Source organism: Nocardia sp. GP40, assembly GCF_050434125.1.
In the GTDB taxonomy this organism is placed as follows: Bacteria; Actinomycetota; Actinomycetes; order Mycobacteriales; family Mycobacteriaceae; genus Nocardia; species Nocardia albiluteola.
Genome location: NZ_JBNPVW010000011.1, coordinates 147,604 through 166,110 on the forward strand (window position 1 = coordinate 147,604; position 18,507 = coordinate 166,110).

Below are 18,507 nucleotides of genomic sequence, written 5' to 3' on the forward strand. Positions count from 1 at the left end.
ATCAGCGGTGCCATCGGGTCGATGTCAGGCCGGTATCAGGCGAGCCCGCGACCGTACTCCCATGGATAACGCAGCCAAGAACCTCGACAACGCCAACAACTCGGCCTGGAGCGGCATGGTCGCCGTCGACGACACCGCGCTGGCGGTCAGCGACTCCGGCGGCCCCGGCCGCCCGGTGATCTACCTGAACGGCTCCTACGCGACCCACCGGAGCTGGAAGCCGGTCATCGCCGAACTCGGCCCGGGTTACCGGCACATCACCTTCGACGAGCGCGCCCGCGGCAAGTCCGGGAAGTCGGCGGACTACTCGTTCGAGGCCTGCCTCCGGGATATCGACGCCGTGGCCGGCGCGCGCGGTGTGCAGCGCCCACTGCTGGTCGGCTGGTCGTACGGTGCCGCGCTCGCAGTGCATTGGGCCACAAGGAATCCGGATCGGATCGCCGGCGTGGTCATGGTCGACGGCGGCTATCCGTGGGACTACCTCGCGACCGTCGACAACGGCGACCGGGAGGCCGGGAAGGCGGAGATCCGGCGGGCCTCTCGTCGAGAAGGGTTTGCCACCAGGCGATTTCATTTTCCCGCCAGACCGTACCCGCGGTGACGGGATGTTCGACGGCGCCGAGCCTCGGCAACGAGTTTGCAATCCGATGGAACCTGCGGTGGACTTCTTGCGTCATATCCCTCGAACGCGAGACGACCGCACGAAAGTGAGATCACTACCCGATGAGCGGCGAGCACCAGGAGTCGAGCGGGCACAACGATGCCTTACGCGACCAGGTCGATTCCCTGCTGGAGATCTTCGAGCAGCAGCGAAGTGAACTCGCCGAGGTGCAGGGCCGCGTGGCCGAGATCACCGGGGAAGCATGGTCGTCGGACAGTCTGGTGCGGGTGATCGCGAATGTGGCGGGTATCCCGGTGCAGGTGCATCTGGCCCCCGAGGCGTTCAAGCGGTCCACCCCGGAAAAGTTGGCGCGTTCGATGACCGAGGCCGCCCAGGCGGCCGCGCGGGCGGCGACCGAGCAGTCGCAGCGGGCGTTCGCCTCGGTCACCGGCATGGCGGGGGACCTGCCGGATCTGCCCGATCTGGTGCCGGGGGCTCCGAGCATCAAAGAGCTGCTCACCCCGCCGCCGCTGGACGAGCCGAACACACCGTCGAGCGTGCCGCCGGCTCCGCCGCAGGACATGCCGCCGAACGTCCCGTCCGGCACTTCGCCGGGTTTTCCGTCGAACCCGGCGGGTCGGCCGCCGAGCTCGTCGCCGGACGTGTGGGTGCCGACCGACGTGGACGACGACGAGGACAGCTACTACCGTAACCGCCGGTATTTCGGGGATCGCTGAGATGAGTGCGAATTCGTTCGAGGCGGATCCGGAGGCGTTGCGGGCGACGCAGCCGCAGTTCGCACAGCTCGCGTCGCGAGTCACGGACGCCGTGGCGGCGCTGACGCAGGTGATCCAGAAGGAAGGGACGTGCTGGGGGACGGACAAGCCCGGCGCGGCATTCGCGAAAAACTATGTGGACGCGGCCAAGCAGACCCAGGACAGCCTGGGCAGCGTGCCGGGGGTGCTGTCGGGCCTGGGCGACAGTATGAAGACGATCGCCAACGCGATCGATCAGCAAGATCAGTCCACAGCGGCGGCCCTGACGCGGAAGAAGTCCGAGATCTGACGTGGGAATCGAGATCCCCGACGAGCTGAAGTGGGTCGCGAAATACGTTGTCGGCGCGGGTGATTGGCCCGAAGGCGACGAGACCGCCATGCGGCGGATCGCTACCGGATGGAGAACCCTGGCCACAGCGCTGAACGGGGTGAGTGACGACTCGGATCAGGTGGTCAAGGCCGCGTTGCAGGCCTTGTCGGCGGGCAAGACCCACGATGCCATCAGGGACTTCTGGACGAAGATCGCCGGCGACAAGGGGCTGTTGCCGGGGTTGATCAGTACGGCCGAGGCGCTGGCCAAGGAACTCGAGGACGGCGCCGCGGATATCGAGCACACCAAGTACACGATCATCGCGGCGTTGGTGATCTTCGCGATCCAATTGGCGCAGGCGCTGGCCACCGCAGCCACGTTGATCGGCGCTCCGGCCGCTGCGGCCGAAGAGGCCGCCATGCAGGTCGCGACCCGGGTCACGATCCGGATAGCGATCAAAAAACTGCTCGAGAAGATGCTCTCCCGGGCTGGCGCGGCCGCGCTGAAGAACGCCCTCTGGGGTGTGGTTCAGGGGGTCGGTGTCGACCTGGGCGCGACTGGACTGCAGATCGCGCAGGGGCATCGCGGCGGGCTGACCAAGCAGGAGTGGGAAAACCTGGGCCGGGAGGCGGTCTCGAGTGCAGTCGGGGGCGCCCTGGGCGGAGCGCTCGGCAGCGGCGGCCTCGGTGGGAAGCTGGCCGGCAATGTCGAATCCAAGCTCGGCACGATGGCCACCAAGCTCGGATCCGATGTTGCCGGGAACGCGCTGGGTTCGGTCGCGGGCACCGCGGCCACGGTTCCGTTGGGCGGGAAATTCGATGTCGACGCGACCACGTTGCTGTCCTCGTCGGCGGCCGGCAGCGCGATGGGGGCCCTGCACGGGTCACACGATTCCGCCGCATCACATTCCGGCGATTCCGAGTCGACTTCGTCGAGCAGCCATGCCAATACGTCGACCACTCATGACAGTGCTGCAGCGACACAACCGAGTTCGCACGACTCCGATACCGCCACCAACTCGAGTTCGCACGACTCCGCGGCCGCTACGCAGCCGAATTCACACGACTCCGAGACTGCGACGCAGCCGAGCTCACACGACTCCAGCACAACCACCCAGCCGAGCTCACACGACTCCAGCACGACCACCCAGCCGGACACACACGATTCCGGCACCGCGACCCACTCGAGCACGGATGCTCCCCGGGCCTCGGAGACAGCCCACGACTCGAACACTGCCAGCAGCGATACCAATGCGCAGCACGATAATCCAGCTTCGGACCGCCACGACACCAGCTCCACCACCGAGCACAGCAACGCGGACACCAGCACCGCGCCGACGGCCTCACACGACACCCCGAACAACACCGAGACGCAGCATCCGACCACGACCGGTCACGATCAGCCCGCCACCCACGACACCAGCAGTTCGGTTCCGGCCAACAATGGTTCGAGTCTGAATCTGCCGCCCCACGACACCGTCAACACTTCCCACGACACGCCACCGGTCACCACCGATTCCGCGCCCACGCACCCCGAAACCGCCCACCAGCAGGATTCATCCGCCGCGACATCGGCGACCAGCGCCGGGACGAATACCACTGGCACATCCCATGATTCGGCAACACCGGAATCCGCCGCACCAGGCACCAACCATGCGACGGATACGGCAGCGCACGACAGCTCGGTTTCGTCCGTCACCACCGCATCCTCCGTCACCACCGCATCCGACACACACTCCTCGACCATCACCACGGACGACTCCCCCACCAGCACAGCATCATCCGCCGACACCACGACGACCGCCGGATCGACAACCAGCACACCGTCGATGGGCAGCCTGGGCGGCATGCACACCTCCGAGGGCGGCGCGGGCGCATCCGAGGGCCATCGCACCACCATCCCCAACCACACGCCGGTCTCGGAAACCCCCGCCCGCACAGAAACCAACCCGCTGCGCCCCAAATCTTCCACGGCCCCAACCCGTCCCGACAACGCCGCCCGTCCCGACACAGCGACACGACCCGACGCGCCCGGTCGTCCCAATGCGACCAATCGCCCCGACGTAGCGACTCGGCCCGACACCCCCGCCCGTCCCGACACAGCGACACGACCTGACACGGCCGGTCGTCCCAATGCGACCAATCGCCCCGACGTGGCAACTCGGCCCGACACCCCCGCCGGTGCCGACACCGCCCCGGGGGCTCGTCCCGACACAGCTCCCCGGCCGGACGTGGCCGCCCGCCCCGGATCCGGCGGGTCCGATCGTCCTGAGTCCCGAGGCGACAACCCGCCACGGCCCGACACCGCGCGACCAGCGCCGCGCGATCCCGCACGCCCGGAATCGCGTGACCCCTCCGGCCCCGCACCGCGTGATCCTTCACATCCCGAATCGCGCGATCCCGCCCGCCCGGAAGCCGACAGGCCCGAATCGCCCACGGCGCGCCCCGAAGAGAACCCGAGCCGACCGGACACTCCGCCCACCGAACCCGACCATCCGTCGTCGGCCTCCGGCGACCGGAATCCGAATGCGCCCGAGCGAGACCCGCGCGAGAGCACCCCCGATCACCCGGAGCCGTCCCGAAACCCGCGTGAGGAAAAGCCGCGCACATCGGAACCCGAAAATCCTTTCGCCCCCTACGCCCACCTCAAAGCGTCCCGGCTCCCCACCGACTGGCCCCGCCCCGACACCCACACATCGAGCGCCGAACACCCCGCGCCACGTACCGAGACGCCACGCCCCCGGACCGAGCAACCGAAACCGTTCACGATCCCGGATGACCGTGCACCGGAATCCACGCCGCCGCACCCAGCCACACCGGCGACACCGCCGCGCGCCGAGACTCCACCTCGCCCTACTGCACCACACCCGGGAAGCGAGCGCCCAGCATCTTCCCACCCGTATGCCGATCCAGGCCGTCCCGCCGCCGGGCACCCGAACGCTCCGCATCCCGGTCCTCCCGTTCACAATGCCGGTCCGGCTCCGTATGAAGGCCATCGTGAACCCGATGGATACCGGCACTTCGCCACGGACGAAGCGGGGGAACGATACGGAGAGAACCGCCTCGGGCACATACGTGCCAAACTGCCGCAGCAGCTCCGGGCGGCGTTGTGGCATTACACCGAGCAGTCATTCCCCAATGGTTTTCTGCGAGGGCACGATCCGCGGGGGAACGTCGCGAAGCATTTCCAGCGTCTGCAGAACGAGAGCCATGGCGCCCGTGCACTGAGCTGGCTCAACGGCGGGCCGATGCCCAAGACAGGCGAAGAGCTGGAACGGCTGGCGTACAGCCCACACGCGACGGATCTCCACCGTGCGTGGATAGATCACGTTTTGACCAGTGCGTCGCCGAAAGAGCGTCTTCTCGAAATGGCGCGCCACCATGCCGAAAACGACTTCCTGCACAAGTATTTTGGAGGCACCCCGACTCCCGAGGCATTCGACCGCCGAATACGTGAACTGGATGCCGCCCTGAATCATCCTCTGCCCGAACCGGTTCGGGCAATGCGCGGACTGCATGACATCTCGTTCCTGACCGCCGCCGATGGACATCCACTCGGGATCCGGGACCCGCGGGCGCTCATCGGCACCACGCAGATGGAACGCGGTTACATGTCGACATCCCTCGGGGAGAACCCGGCGGTGGTGGACAACAACCCGTTCGAGTACAAGATGAAGCTCGACCTTCCTCCGGGCACCCACGGTGTGTGGATGGGACGCAAGAGCGCCTACGAGGACCAGCGGGAACTGTTGCTGCCCCGCGATACCCAGTACCGCATCACCGGGGTAACACACACCGGCTGGACTCAGGTGGTACATCGCGACGGCAGGATCGAGAATCGGCCCGTCTACGAGATCCACGCGAAGGTGGTCCCGCATTCTGCGCCATCCCCGGGGGCCTCACCGCACCACGACACACCGGCGTCACACGCTTCGGCCCGGCCGAGCACTCCGGCCGGTTCAGGCCGGGGTTATGCCTCGCCTCGGCCCGACACACCGGCGGTGCGGACGACCGCGCCGAGCGCCGGTGCGCGGCCAGCTGGACATGAAATTCCAATGTCTGGAACACATTCCGGTTCCCCGCGGCCCCACATGTCCCGGCCGGATCGTTCGGAAGCGGTGTCGTCGGCGCGGCCGGATGCTCCGCCAGTGGAGCGCACCAGCGGTGTGCCGCGGTCGGACACGACGCCCCCCGGTCGCCCCGACGGCGCTCGACCCGAACCCGCCGAACCGCGCCCCCCAGCACCACCGATGAATCATGATGCGCCTCAGCCAATGTCGCGGGAATCGAACCCACCCGAAGCACATCCCGAGGAGGGCGCGCGTCCAAATGAGCGTCGCCCCGAGGCCGAGCCGCCGCCGTCCTGGCTGAGGGAGGATCCGAAATCCGATAACCCGCGCACCGAAGGCAACCCGCGCTCGGAGGAAACCCAACGCTCGGGCGACGAGACACGCGCGGAAGACAACCCGCCTCCGACGGACGAATCGCGGCCCGAGAGCACGCCCCAGGACGACGGCTCGGGTCCGGGGAAAGGCAAGCGATCCGAGGAGGGATCACTCCCCGCCGAGGGCAAGCGATCCGAGAAGGGCACGGGACCCGAAGAAGACAACCGTCCTGAGGAAGGTGCGCATCCGAATGAGCGCCGCCCCGAGGCCGATCAGCCGTCCCGGCTGAAAGAGGATCCGAAATCCGAATCGCCTGTGGACGATGCGTCGTACCGCGGTTCTTCCAAGCCCGACGACAAGCAACCGCCGCGTGATGGCGAGCCGGAGACTGCGGCACCCGAGCGCCCGGTCGATTCGGATCGGAGGCGCAGCAGTGGGTCTCTGGACTTGCCGGATTTGCCGGATCCGAAGTGGGGGACGGCGGAAAGGGCGCGCGGGCTCGACCGGCTTGCGGAATTGCGGAAGCACGATACCGCGGCCCCGTCCGAGCTGCACCGGGGACCGGAAACGTCCGGTCCGCACGCTCCGCTCGGCGGTCGGCCCGACGGAGAGCCGCGCGACCATCCTGCTCGCGAGCCTGCTGAGCCGGAGCCCGCGGAATCTCCAACGCCTGATCGCGATGTATCGTCGAGCGCTCCGGCCGAGCCGAAGCCGAACCTGCGCAACTTGTTCCCACCGCATGGTCTTCCGGTCGACGAGGCGAAGCTGCTGCCGCAGTTCCGGCGTGTTATCGACGGCGAGTACGGCGGGCTGCGCATCAGCGTCGACAACATCACAGGGAATTCAGAACGAATGATGGTGCGATCGAAGATATACGCCGACGGTATCGAGGTCGGGAAGGTTAGACGAGAATTCCTACAAGATGCCGAGGGTCGATTGACCGTCTTTCACGATGTCTTCTCGCTGGAAAAGCACGTCCAGGGTCAAGGGTGCGCATCCGCCTTCAATGAGGCTATGATCGAATGGTATAAGAATTCAGGAGTAAAAGATGTCACACTCGTAGCCAATAAAGACGTCGGGAGCTATGCGTGGGCCAGACAGAATTTTAACTTCACCATCCAGCATGAAGCCGTGAATAAATTCGGCGGGCGCATAGACAGAGAGCTCGACAACGAGAAGGCAAAGCTTCGAGAGCTTTGGTTGGAACATGACTCTTTGCCAGAGGGACCGGAAAAGATGAAACGGAAGCAGAGCATCAAAGAACAGATACAATATACTGACAAAATAGCGGAACTGCGCGAACGGTTCCAAGTCGGCTCGCAGAACTTCCCGACAGCCAAGGAAATTGCGGACCTAGGCAGGCCTGAAGACATGTTGCCAGGGCAGTCACGAATGCTGTCATGGTTGGGTAAGCGGGTGTTCTTGGAGCCTGATGCACTCGACTGGCGTGGTGTGATGAGCCTGGAGGAGGTGGCGACGCGGTGAGGGATCCAAAGATCGCTCCCAAAGGCTGGTCCACAAATGAAAGAGACCGACGCAGCCTCAAAGGCCACAACTGGCATCACGACTGGTCCAAGCGGTGGCGCGACCGTGCCGAGTTCGATCCGGAACTACGCCGGGTCGAGGACAGCGACTACAACGAGCACCACGTCGATATTGGCGCACCGATCGAAGCGGAACTCGATTTCGGGCAGCGTAGCGACGAGATCGGCGGCTATCGCCCGGGCGGCACCGAGCGCCTACCGATGCCGACCGGGGCCGAAAAGCTGCGGGGCGCCATCGTCGCGGCAGCGATTGGTGACGCGTTCGCAGACAGCCGCGGGGGCCTGACCAAATACTCGTGGCACTCCGGTGGCGCCATCGAGGTGGAAGAGCGGTTGGTCGACTATCTGCCCTCAGGTTCTATGTGGTGGACCTGGGTCACCCAGTTGATGGGTTACGCCGCGGAGGGAATGATTCGTGCGCTGGGTGGACGGCGGACCGGGCATCCGGTCGATCCCGTGTCGACCGTTCAGCACGGTTATCAGCGCTGGCTGCACTACATGCATAGGGGCTCCGGAAAAGTCGGGGATCGGTGGCGGATCTACGGCGGCCCGTACGGGAAGGACGCCGGCGATTTTGACGGCCCCGACGGTATGGTAGCCGGCGAATCCTTGTTCAGAATTGACGCGAGCCCAGATCCCGCCGTCGTCGGGGCCCTGCTCGGTTTTGCTTCCACCGGTGACCGCTCGACCATGGAGGATCCGCACAGTACCGCCCGTGGCGCCGACGTTCTGGTCCGCGCGGCTCTCGCGGCGGTGTGGTCGGAAGATCTGTCGGAGACCTTCGATCTCGGGGTCGCCATCGCCGCGCTGACTCATCCCCATCCCGATGATTGCCTGGCAGCGGGGACCCTGGCGGTCATTCTGCATCAACAGATCCGGGATAAGCCATTCATGGACTGCCTATACGTCGCCTGGAAACAGGCAGCCCGGTACCCGGGCAGCGAGAAGACTCGAAAGGAGATCGACACCGCGGTCGCTCTGGTCCAGGAGGACTGGACCCCCACTCAGGCCAACAATTTACGCCTGTATTTTCCTGACGGTGGGGCGGACGGCGCCGAAGCCCTGGGCATCGCACTGTACTGCGCTATGGTCAGCGACTACCTGCGCGAGGCGTTGATCCTCGCCCTGAACTATGCCACCCACGCAAACGAGGTTGCCGCGGTGGCGGGGATGTTGATCGGGGCCGAGTACGGAATCCAGGCCATTCCCAAGGTCTTCCGCGATCCAATCACGGACATCCATGTCCTCGACACCCTCGGACAGGAGCTGGCCACAGAACTCCGCGACGTGCTCAACCAAGGGGAGTGGCAACGCCGCTACCCGCCCACATGAGACCCACGTATGACCAGGGTCGGACAACAATCCATCCGACGTCTGGTCTAGTTGCGAAACCTGATTATGCCGGCAGGCCGGAGGACATCGATGGAGCATTCGATCCAGCCAGGCGAGATTCAGACGTATTACGATACGAACAGGAGATGATGGCGTTGCGGAACGAGGTACAACGATAATGTCGAATTCCGACTGGCCGGGAGGGCCGCCGGAGTATCCGATGCCACGGGAGGCTCCACCGAGCCATGAGACGTTCGGGAAGGATTGGCTAGGTACCCGTACCACCTACGACGGGTGGACTCGCCAGCCGGTCTTCTATTACCCGGTGACGTTACGCGGTGCACTGTTGGGCTATCTGTACGCATCGGTGACTCACAACTCCGCCGGGTTCATCCGGAATCTCCCGGCGAGGATTTCAGAACTTTCGACCGCGGAATTGCTTGCCGATCCCTCGTGGCGTGCAGTCGACACGTGGGGAGATCGGTTGAAAGCATGCTATTCGCGGGGATTGTCGGCGCAGGATGCGGTGCGTAGTTGGATTGGCGTGCCGGAGGACCCGAAGGGCGGGGGCATTCTTGCTGACGCCGCGGAGGGTCGCTCGGAGACTTTGGAGGGCTTGAATCAGTCGTTGAACCCGGGTGCGCAGCCGGTGCCGAGTCCGTTGATTCAGGATGGGACGTATCCGGACGGGACTCCGGTGGATCGTTCGCAGGGGTGGGGGCCGTTGATCAGCTCGCCGCTGCGGCGGTATCCCGTGGAGACGGCTGGCAGTGTCCGGTTCTATACGGTGACGAAGGAGGGTGGGGCGCTCGGCTTCGTGTGGGCGGCGCTTGCCGGTGACGGCGCGGATTATCTGCCCTACGGTCCCGCTGGTCGACACGGCGAGATTGCCGCCGGACTATGGCAATTGTGGTTGAGCAGAGCATTCGAGGCGGGGTATACACCGCTGGAGGCCCTGGAGTATTGCCGGACTCAGCCCGAGGATTGGATGTCCGGCGTGATCGGTCCCGATGCGCAGGCCGGCGAGTTTCCAACGTTGGCGGAGCTGAAAGACTGGGCCCGGTAAAGCGCACGGTCGGCGATCGTCCCGAACGGGCCTGCCTGGCACCGGCCGGTTCGGGTGTGATAGGGATTCGCTGAGGTCAGCGCCAGGGGATATCAGCGGGGCGCCTTCGCAACCTCCGTCGTCCGGCGAGCCGCGGTCGGGCATTCTCTAAAAGTTCACAGTGGATGATTGGGGCTTCACGATGGCACAACCTGGCTGGTACGCCGATCCTTCCGGTAACGGGACGTACCGATGGTGGGATGGCATGCGGTGGACGAATGCGGTGCAACGGCCAGCGCAGCCGATTCCACCCGTTCCTGCCCCACCGGTTCCGCAGGGCGCTTCACAGGGCACTCGGAATGACTTGGTCGTTCGGGGTCGTGTCGGCATTTTCAGGGACGACGTCTATGCCGATGCGACCAGCGTCACCTATGGCGGCACAACTATGCACTGGGCTGACGTCGAGTGGTTCGGGTACTCGGTGACCCAAGAGTACGTCCAGAACATGGCATTTGGAGTCAAGATGGGCGGGCCGCGAGACGACGGCAGTACGTTCAGGTTCACACTGGGGCGCGGCTCCTATAGGAAAGCGCGCGGTGTCAAGCCCGGGCCTGTCATCGATATCCGCTTCGTTCACGGCGAGTCCGAAGCGCAGGACGACACATGGAGTGGTCTGGTGAGTCTGCTTCGCGCGCACCTGCAGCCGCGACTGCACGCGCAGATTCTCGGGGCGATCCGCACGGGCCAGCAGCTGAACATTGCCGGCGAATACACCGTAGACGCCCACGGGTTCAGTTCCCTACGGATGAAGAATGCCTACCGCTGGTCCGATATCAATGTTGTAGTCGAACGTGGAAGGGTCAGGCTGCGACCGATAGGCCGACCGATCAGCGAGGGAATGCAGTTGGACCCGGCCGTGCCCAACGTGCTCCTGATCCCGGATCTCCACGCCGAGCTGGCGCCGAGACGCTGACTCGTTGTCGGCGATCGTCCCGAACCGGCCTGCCTGGTACAGGTCGGTTCGGGTGTGATGGGGATTCGATGGGTCAGCGCCAGGGGGCGGCGCGGTCTCGTTCCAGGGCGCGATCGATGCGGTGTTGGATGGTCGCCTGGAGTTTGTCGGCGGTGAGGGCCTTGGCTTCCACGCGGTCGCCCAGGGTCAGGAGGTAGCGGCCGGTCTTGTCGAAATCGACGACCCGGAGGTAGTCGCCGCCTTCCTGCCAGCCATCCAGGGCGGGGCCGAGGTCGATCTTGATTTCCACGTAGGTGCGGTAGGGCTGGCGGAAGAAGCGCATGGCTTGTTCACGGGGGCTACGGGTTTCGCCGGCGCTCCAGGTCTCCTGCGGGGCCAGGTCCAAGCGGTTGATCCAGACTCCGGGGGCGGTGCCGGGCGGGACGTCCGGCAGGAGGGAGACCATGCGCTTGACGGCACCGCCGGGGCCGTGCAGGTAGACCCGGATGTCGCCCGCTGCCTCGAGATCGGTGGCGGCGCCCGGTTCCTGGACCAGCAATGCGCCTGCGCCGTCGGCGATTCCGGCGTGCATGCGGACCATACGGTCACGTCCGTCGCGGCGATAACCCAGCATCTCGACCCGGACTCGGGGCTGCGCAAGGACTTCGAGGGCCTGATAGATGCCCGGATCGGCGTGCGCCAGTTCCGCGACTCTGCGTGCGGCGACGGCACATTCGCGGTCGAAGTCGGCCCCGACCTCGATGTCGCTACGAAACTCGATCGGGAACGGCATGCGGTCGCGGCCCACAGCCCGCCAGGCACAATAGAATTCGATCTGGGTGAGCTTCCACGCGTTAGCTGTCGGCATAATCGCCGCCGATCACGCCGCCGGGAAGGAGTTTCGGCTCGGGGCCCACGAGTTCCTCCTGAATGCCCTTGAGCCACTCCGGCGTCTTGTGTTCGCCATCCTCCTCACCTTTGCCCTTCTGACCAGCGCCGCCCATCATTCCGCTCGGCATGCCCGAGGTGGTTTTGCCTGCCGCGGTGGTTGCGTTCGCGGCCGTGGTCGTCGTGGTCCCGGTGGTACCGGGGACGCTGCTGCCCCTGCCGCCGGTCGAGGAGTTGAAGCCACCGGTGCCGGTGGTGCCCGCGGTGCCGACACCCGACGGGCTGTACCCGGCGGTCGACGTATTGGTGCCTGACATGCTCGAGCTCAACCCGGACAGATTCGCCGAGGTTCCGGTCGTGGCGTCGGGGAGATTCAGGCTCGACGGGGAAGTCGAGCTACTGGTGCTGGACGAGGGACTCGAGGGGCCGGACGCGCCGGTCGGGCTGTTACTCGTCGAGGGGCCGTAGTTCTGCGAGTTCGAATTGGACGACGGGCCGTAGCTGGACGAGGGGCCGGACGGGCCGGACGCACCTGTGTGGGACGTATTATCCGCCGTGGTTACTCCCGGCATTTTCGGAACATTTTGGTCCGACTCGGGGAGATATTTTTTGTACACATTGTTCATCACGTCCCGGGCGGCATTCTGGGCATTGTCCCTGCGGCCGCGATCGGCCATTATCGAACCGATGAGGCTGTCCGGATTCCCTGTTACACCCGTTACCACATCGGTCACGATTCCCAGAACGGAAGTTGCGCGATTCTGCGGCTTATCCGGTATCTGGGCTTTGACCTGGGTCAAGGTCGCCGCCGCATCGCTGATCTTGGTAGCTACGATGGCCGCCGCGTTCTTGAGCGTGTCCACGTCGTCGACATACTTGCGGACACTCGCCTTCGCCGATTCGGCGGAAGCGCCGGACCAACCGTTGTTGATCAGCCCCTCTATGGCGCCCTGAAATAGGGTGGCCTTGGCGTGCGTGTCGTCGGCGAGCGTTTTCCACCGCCCCGCGCTCTCATTCATATCGTTGGGAACGACCTTGTCGCGATACTGAATGATCCGGTCGTGCGACATCGTGTCGAAGCTCTCCATCATCGCCGTCACCCCCTCCGGCAGGTAGTCGCCGTGGAAATTCTGGGCGAGCGTGGTGCCCTGCGTTTGAGCAGTTGCCCGATCCTGCTGCCCCTGCGTTCCCGCATTCGTCGCGCTTTGAGTAGGACTTACACTGCTACTGAACAGACCCGTAAGGCTACTGATGAAGTCTCCGAAACCCACCGGTCCCCCCTTCGATTATCTACGCATCAAGATTTTTCATAGCTTGTCGGATCTTGTCTTTCGTGGACTCATCCGAGTTCTTGAATGCATCTCGCGCTTTTTTGAACATTTCTTCCATCTGTTCAACCACGGCAATGCGTCTATTCACGGCATCCACAAAAGACCCAGTTCCCGACCCGCTGTCGCTTCCCAGAGTCTGGAACTTATTTGCCAGATATGTAGCAGATGGAAGATCACCGAACGAATCGACATGCATCAACGTCTGAGCCCTGACAGCAAGTCCCTTTAGATCCACAAGATGATTCTGGCAGTGCTGTATGCACTTATCGGCTACGCCATCCTCGATGATCAGCTGTCCAGATCCAGTGCCATCCGCCAAGGTTGCAAACTGCTGCTTTATATCATCAGAGTCACCCATCGGCATACCCTTCAGTACCGTATCACCTATTTCGGAATCAAACTATTCAACGAATGCGCAGTATTAAGTGCGGTAGCGCAATAGTCGCCAGTAGACGGAGTGCCGGGCGAGGGTCTTACTATTACCTCCACAACCCCTTGCGAGGTTGCAAAGTCCAGGCCACAACTGTTGTTGGAACCCTCTGTATAGCTAACAGCCTTCCGTCCAGGAACGTCTACATCGTGGATGTTATGGAAACTTGTATTGGACCGAACCTGGTCCATTGTACGGTTGTTCGCAAAGACCGAGAGGTAGTAGGTGTCATTATTCCAATTACACCCTTTCCAGCCGGTAGTAGTGGAGCCAAATGGATTCGCGTCTTTCGTGTCGGCCTTGACCCCGGTCGCCGCCACAGCGGCGTCGGGCAGACTGCACGGATCCCAGAGCTGATCAGGAGTGAGTGTGCGGGTGGCTGTCGTCGAAGTGCCCGACTGGCCCCCGTTACCGCATCCAGCCACCGCCAGTACCACACACGCACCGGCCACTACTGCGAGCGCACGCATACAACCCCCGATCATCGAGAAAAAGTTGGTCTCACCTTAGCAACTTCAGCCCCCTACCTCGACCTCTCGTTGCGACTTGCACGTTTCCACCGCTGACCTGCAGGTCAGTAGCCGTGAGTCGGGCGAATCGAGCGGCAGCACAAGTCGCGACCCAGCCCTGGAGAACGATGTAATGACCCCCACCAAGGCTGCGTTCGGTTTGGTGGACGTTGAGGGCTCGACGACTCGGCCCGTACCGGTACAGCCAGGCTACTGACCTCAACCTCCACTGCGAGGAGAGCACGATCACCGCAGCTATCTGGATCCTCGACGTGCAGTCGCTACGTCTGGATTGTCTTGGGAGCATGCCACATTCGGCTGCGAAAGGAGTGCCGCGATCCCGGCCTTCATCTGACGGTGGCCATCTGCCTCGAATACCCGAGCCAGGGCCACCGATCAGCTGGAAGTACGGGCGCTAACCGCTGAGCTTGCCGGCGCAGGCGGCGGCTGTGAACACATCCCACTCGTTTGGGGCGAACACGAGCGCTGGGCCAGTGGGGTTCTTGCTGTCTCGCACCCCCACCAAGCCCTCATCGAGGAAGGCGACCTCGACACAGTCCTTCATTGCCGAGCTCCGACTGCTCTTGAACCACTGGGCCCTGGATAGATCAAGGTTCACGAGCGGACTCCTTTACGATGTTGAGGATGAGCGAACGGCTGTCCTTCTCGTCCAGTGCTATCCGGTCGAGGTCGGCAAGCACCTCCCGATACTTCCGAATCTCCTCTCTCTGTTCAAGATACAGGTCGCCGAGGTACCCCTGGATGTAGACAACCGGCGGCATCGTCAACTCGATCGTTGGTCGCAGCGGGAAATCCAACATCACGAACGCCCCGGCTGTCAGAGCGCGATACGTCCCAGCGGATCGCATGACGACACGGACCGACACGTTGGGCAGCATTCCGATCTCGGCGAGGTGGTGCAACTGGTCCCCCATGATCGATACGCTGCCCGTGATCCTGTGCAGTGCATGCTCGTCGACGAACGTGCGAAACATCAACGGCTTGTCCGATTCGGTCAACCTTGCCCGACGGTTCAGGCTGACCTCGAGGACGCGCTCGACCTCGTCGGTGGGCTTGTTCGGGAACTCGGCCCAGATCAGCGCCCGCCGACAGTCAGCCGTATGCAGCAACCCCGGCAGCAACGTCGTCTGGTACGACGTAATCCGCTCCGCCGCATCCTCCAAGCTCACGAACAACCCGAACTCCTTCGGGATCGCATCATCCGAGAACGCCTGCCACCACCCCTTCGACGCGGTCTCCTTGATCAACTCCAGCACAACCTGGATCTCCTGCGGATCGGCCTCGTACAGCTCGCACAGATGCTTGAGCAGCACCGGATTCAGCCGCACGTTCTGCCCGGTCTCCAGCTTCCACAGTGTGGATCGGGCGATCGAGATGGCCGTGGCGGCCGTCTCTCTGCTGATGCCCTGTTTGCTGCGCATGGTCTCCAAGGTCAGGCCGAGCATGCGGCGGGCGACGTTGCAATCGGTGGTAGTGGATGCCATCTCGGGCCTCCTCGGGCTCGTTACGTAGTAATTCGTTTGTTCAGGAGCGATTCATCTCGAACACGGTTTTGTCGCCAACGGAAACGACGACAAATTTTTCGTAAACCAGAACAGTTGAACGTTGCGGAGTTCGGGACACCGGAGTGTCATAGGAATGCGCCCGGCGGCCGGGTCGACCACCATCCCGCTCACCGCCGCTCGGATCCACTGAGCGGGCCCTCCCCGGCCGTCGGACGTCTCCAATTCCGCACTGTCACAATTACTTTCGGAGTCGAGCGCCATGCTAGAGGATTCAGCAACCCTTGACAAGGAGCCATTCACCATCGCCCTCCCGCGCGATTATCGATCGAATGACCAAGTGGCGCATTCCTTTACGGATATTCCAGTAACCCGGGGAAGACGCACCCACACCCCGGCACCGAACAACGGGACAGCGATCGCCAACGCCACCACCCGCCGACCAAAAGCGCTCGGATATCTACGCACAGACCTCTCCGGCGTACACGCGCCCCGCCACACCGCCGCGCTCCACCGCCATGCCCTCACCCTCGGCTACCAGTACGTCTACACCATCCACCCACCCGCGCACCTCGACGATCCCCTCGCCTACGCCCTCGGCATTGCGGCAGACCTGACCATCGACACCCTCATCATCTACGACCTCGCCCACGTGGACGACAACCCTGCCCGCGCATGCACCGCCGTGGACCTCGAAACCGTCTGTCCCCCAACAACATGGGCCCGAGCCGCCACCACCCCCGCCGCTCAATGCGGACCGTCTACACTGCCTTCGCGCGATCAGCTCGGCGAGCCGACCGAAAGTCACCTCCACCCCATACGTCCGAGGTAATCGGCCATTCACCACACCGCCGCCCATCCACCGAGGGGACCGAACATGCTGTACTACACCAGAACCGGCAACACCGTAGTAGTCCCCGACGAGATCTGCCCGCACGCGGACCTCGTCCTGGCACACCACCAAATGCAACTCCACCGCACCTGCCGCATAGACCTGTGCGCCTGGAAATGGGTCGCATACACCACCCTCATCCACCACGGCCACGTAGTTCCGACGGACACGAGCCCACGCGATCGCGCCCTCCGCCGCGGCCTCCCCGACCCCACCAGCACAAATCTGTCCGACCGCACCGGCCCGACCCCGTACGATCCCGCCATCAGCCCGGCCCACCCCGATCCACACCCGAACGACCACGACCCGGCCGACGGTACCGGCCCGAGGCCGCACGACACCGCTTCCCGACCCGAGAACCCCGGGGAAGCCGACCCGACCGGTCCGAATATCCCCGAGCCCCAACTATTCCGGCAGATCCTCGACGGCCTCGACCGCCTCACCCGGGACCTGCGCGAGCACGGCGACGGGCGGTGGCGCACCCCATGACCCCCTGGGACATCACCTCCAGCGTCCTGTCCGCCCTCACCGGCGCCGCCGCCATCCTCCTCGGCATCCGCTGCCTCTGGCCCCCGAACCGCCCACACCACCCCACCCGCACTCCCTCCCCACCCCGCTGCCCCCTCCGCCCGATCTCCTGGCCCCCCGAATTCACCTGCACCGCACCAAAACACCCCCTAACCATTCCCGAGGCCCACCGCTGCATGCAGCTCCACCGCAACCACAACTGCCCCCGCAAACACGCCGCCTTCATCACCCTCGTCGCCGCGGGCCGCATCACCCCCGACTCCTCCCGCCACCACCCATGAGTGCATTCGATCTACGCGCGCTTCGGCAGCATGCCTCCGAACCGGCGCGCCGAGCGGAGGCCGGCGAAGAAGTGGTGCCGATCACCGCCCAGACGCGGCGACACTGCGAAAAGTCGCCGACCTGAGGTCAGGCAAGGCCGCCCACGATAGGGAGCGCGATCGTAACCTCGTCGATGACAACAGGTTCGGCGCGAAGTTCGCCGAGCGCGAGCCACGGCGGGGAGAGGCCGGTCCGGTGGCGACTACTCAGGGCGCCGTTCGCGCGCCCCGCCCGTGCGGTTCTCCCGTCTTCCGCCTCTTACTACCACCGGTTCGGCCGCGAACGACCTCGGGCGCCCGGCGCGCCTGTTGTCGGGATCGCAACAGTTTCGCAGACGGCGGCAGCCTATGGCTTCCACTTGGCGAACACGAAGAACAATACCCAGAGCAGTACCCCGAGGGCAGCAACGATCTGGACCTTCGGGCGCGCAAGAACCGGTGGACCCGGCACCGCAGGTTGCGATCGTTGACCAGCGGGCTCCCCGAGGCTCATCACCCGAGATCGTCCGAACAGATTGGCCAAGACGTACCCCGGGACGACAACGAACCCGATGATCAACCACCACCCGCCGACCAGCGTCTCGGACACTGCCTCCCGGAACGTCGCCAGCCCGCAGGTTCGACAGTACGGACCCCGCCACCGCCGAACCGTCCATGCCGCAACGAATCCGGTGATGCCCATGAACGTCGCCTTGACGGCGGGCCCGGCACCACAGACGCGGCATTCGAGACCCCCGGCCGGTGGAGTACCAACGTAAGCACCCTGCGGGTAGCCCGACGGCTGCGAATATTGTTGTGCTGCCGCAGGATACGGCTGGAGTGTCGGGAACCCGCCTCGAGGAGCGAAACGGGCCGGCGCCTCGGGCACGGTCCCATTCACCCCTGGCGCGGACTGATGCGGCTGCGGCACACCTTGTGTCGGATAAGGCTGCGGCACAACGTATGCCGGTTGACCGGTGGGCCGCGGAAGGCCACCCCATTGCTCAGGCGTCTGTGTCACGATTCCCCCTCATAAGCGCGCTGGTCGCTCGATACTATCCGACCCTCTCGCGGCCCGCTGAGACGGGATCGACTGCGGGACAACCTCACCCAAATGCAGGACGTCCACGAGGGGGATGCGCTGCCCCACATGTGCCACCAGT

Annotated in this window: 19 protein-coding genes; 10 read left to right on the forward strand and 9 right to left on the reverse strand. The window is 64.4% G+C overall.

Annotated features, from left to right (window positions below; translation table 11 throughout):
• Window positions 1-61 precede the first annotated feature (61 nt).
• The 3 genes from ABH933_RS29875 (at window position 62) to ABH933_RS29885 (ending at window position 1,666) form a co-directional block, all read left to right on the forward strand.
• Window positions 62-601, forward strand: a complete 540-nt coding sequence (locus tag ABH933_RS29875) for an alpha/beta fold hydrolase (RefSeq protein WP_429422342.1) — start codon at window positions 62-64, stop codon at window positions 599-601.
• 122 nt (window positions 602-723) lie between these two features.
• Window positions 724-1,338: a YbaB/EbfC family nucleoid-associated protein gene (locus ABH933_RS29880; RefSeq protein WP_429422340.1), complete on the forward strand. Its 615-nt coding sequence runs from the start codon at window positions 724-726 to the stop codon at window positions 1,336-1,338.
• Between the two features lies 1 nt (window position 1,339).
• Window positions 1,340-1,666, forward strand: coding sequence for a WXG100 family type VII secretion target (locus ABH933_RS29885; RefSeq protein WP_429422339.1), 327 nt, complete (start codon window positions 1,340-1,342; stop codon window positions 1,664-1,666).
• 156 nt (window positions 1,667-1,822) lie between these two features.
• Here ABH933_RS29885 and ABH933_RS29890 read toward each other — a convergent pair whose 3' ends face one another.
• The 3 genes from ABH933_RS29890 to ABH933_RS29900 all read right to left on the reverse strand — a co-directional run bounded on the left by ABH933_RS29890 (window position 1,823) and on the right by ABH933_RS29900 (window position 3,535).
• Complete coding sequence (locus tag ABH933_RS29890) at window positions 1,823-2,128, reverse strand: hypothetical protein (RefSeq protein WP_429422337.1); 306 nt, start codon at window positions 2,126-2,128, stop codon at window positions 1,823-1,825.
• Between the two features lie 519 nt (window positions 2,129-2,647).
• Window positions 2,648-3,052, reverse strand: coding sequence for a hypothetical protein (locus tag ABH933_RS29895; protein ID WP_429422335.1), 405 nt, complete (start codon window positions 3,050-3,052; stop codon window positions 2,648-2,650).
• A gap of 33 nt (window positions 3,053-3,085) precedes the next feature.
• On the reverse strand, window positions 3,086-3,535 hold the full coding sequence (locus tag ABH933_RS29900; protein WP_429455159.1) for a hypothetical protein: 450 nt from the start codon (window positions 3,533-3,535) through the stop codon (window positions 3,086-3,088).
• Between the two features lie 1,258 nt (window positions 3,536-4,793).
• Between ABH933_RS29900 and ABH933_RS29905 the strand changes: the two genes are divergently transcribed.
• The 4 genes from ABH933_RS29905 to ABH933_RS29920 all read left to right on the forward strand — a co-directional run bounded on the left by ABH933_RS29905 (window position 4,794) and on the right by ABH933_RS29920 (window position 10,965).
• Entirely contained in the window at window positions 4,794-7,556 is a 2,763-nt protein-coding gene (locus ABH933_RS29905) for an ADP-ribosyltransferase (protein ID WP_429422332.1), read from the forward strand.
• The gene (locus ABH933_RS29910; protein ID WP_429422330.1) at window positions 7,553-8,947 is read left to right on the forward strand and encodes an ADP-ribosylglycohydrolase family protein; all 1,395 of its coding nucleotides are present in this window, start codon (window positions 7,553-7,555) and stop codon (window positions 8,945-8,947) included. The genes ABH933_RS29905 and ABH933_RS29910 overlap by 4 nt, the downstream gene beginning before the upstream one ends.
• Before the next feature lie 526 nt (window positions 8,948-9,473).
• Window positions 9,474-10,013, forward strand: coding sequence for a hypothetical protein (locus ABH933_RS29915; RefSeq protein WP_429455161.1), 540 nt, complete (start codon window positions 9,474-9,476; stop codon window positions 10,011-10,013).
• 181 nt (window positions 10,014-10,194) lie between these two features.
• Window positions 10,195-10,965 (forward strand): DUF2510 domain-containing protein, encoded by a 771-nt coding sequence (locus ABH933_RS29920; RefSeq protein WP_429422598.1) that lies wholly within the window; start codon window positions 10,195-10,197, stop codon window positions 10,963-10,965.
• 73 nt (window positions 10,966-11,038) lie between these two features.
• On the opposite strand, the gene ABH933_RS29925 is transcribed toward ABH933_RS29920, so the two are convergent.
• From ABH933_RS29925 to ABH933_RS29950, 6 genes are all read right to left on the reverse strand, one after another.
• Window positions 11,039-11,812 (reverse strand): ESX secretion-associated protein EspG, encoded by a 774-nt coding sequence (locus tag ABH933_RS29925; RefSeq protein ID WP_429422326.1) that lies wholly within the window; start codon window positions 11,810-11,812, stop codon window positions 11,039-11,041.
• The gene (locus tag ABH933_RS29930) at window positions 11,799-13,103 is read right to left on the reverse strand and encodes a PPE domain-containing protein (RefSeq protein WP_429422324.1); all 1,305 of its coding nucleotides are present in this window, start codon (window positions 13,101-13,103) and stop codon (window positions 11,799-11,801) included. Before ABH933_RS29930 ends, ABH933_RS29925 begins: the two co-directional genes overlap by 14 nt.
• A gap of 19 nt (window positions 13,104-13,122) precedes the next feature.
• Complete coding sequence (locus ABH933_RS29935) at window positions 13,123-13,521, reverse strand: hypothetical protein (RefSeq protein ID WP_429422322.1); 399 nt, start codon at window positions 13,519-13,521, stop codon at window positions 13,123-13,125.
• 26 nt (window positions 13,522-13,547) lie between these two features.
• Entirely contained in the window at window positions 13,548-14,078 is a 531-nt protein-coding gene (locus tag ABH933_RS29940; protein ID WP_429455163.1) for a DUF3558 domain-containing protein, read from the reverse strand.
• 439 nt (window positions 14,079-14,517) lie between these two features.
• Complete coding sequence (locus tag ABH933_RS29945; RefSeq protein WP_429422318.1) at window positions 14,518-14,721, reverse strand: DUF397 domain-containing protein; 204 nt, start codon at window positions 14,719-14,721, stop codon at window positions 14,518-14,520.
• Window positions 14,711-15,607: a helix-turn-helix domain-containing protein gene (locus ABH933_RS29950; RefSeq protein ID WP_429422317.1), complete on the reverse strand. Its 897-nt coding sequence runs from the start codon at window positions 15,605-15,607 to the stop codon at window positions 14,711-14,713. The genes ABH933_RS29945 and ABH933_RS29950 overlap by 11 nt, the downstream gene beginning before the upstream one ends.
• 358 nt (window positions 15,608-15,965) lie before the next feature.
• Here ABH933_RS29950 and ABH933_RS29955 point away from each other — a divergent pair, with 358 nt between their 5' ends.
• Genes ABH933_RS29955 through ABH933_RS29965 form a run of 3 tightly spaced genes read left to right on the forward strand, consistent with a single transcriptional unit; the run spans window position 15,966 to window position 17,326 of the window.
• On the forward strand, window positions 15,966-16,457 hold the full coding sequence (locus tag ABH933_RS29955; protein WP_429422315.1) for a hypothetical protein: 492 nt from the start codon (window positions 15,966-15,968) through the stop codon (window positions 16,455-16,457).
• 45 nt (window positions 16,458-16,502) lie between these two features.
• A complete protein-coding gene (locus tag ABH933_RS29960) occupies window positions 16,503-17,006 on the forward strand; it encodes a hypothetical protein (RefSeq protein WP_429422313.1) in 504 nt (167 codons plus the stop codon).
• The gene (locus ABH933_RS29965) at window positions 17,003-17,326 is read left to right on the forward strand and encodes a hypothetical protein (RefSeq protein ID WP_429422312.1); all 324 of its coding nucleotides are present in this window, start codon (window positions 17,003-17,005) and stop codon (window positions 17,324-17,326) included. The genes ABH933_RS29960 and ABH933_RS29965 overlap by 4 nt, the downstream gene beginning before the upstream one ends.
• Window positions 17,327-18,507: the final 1,181 nt, after the last annotated feature.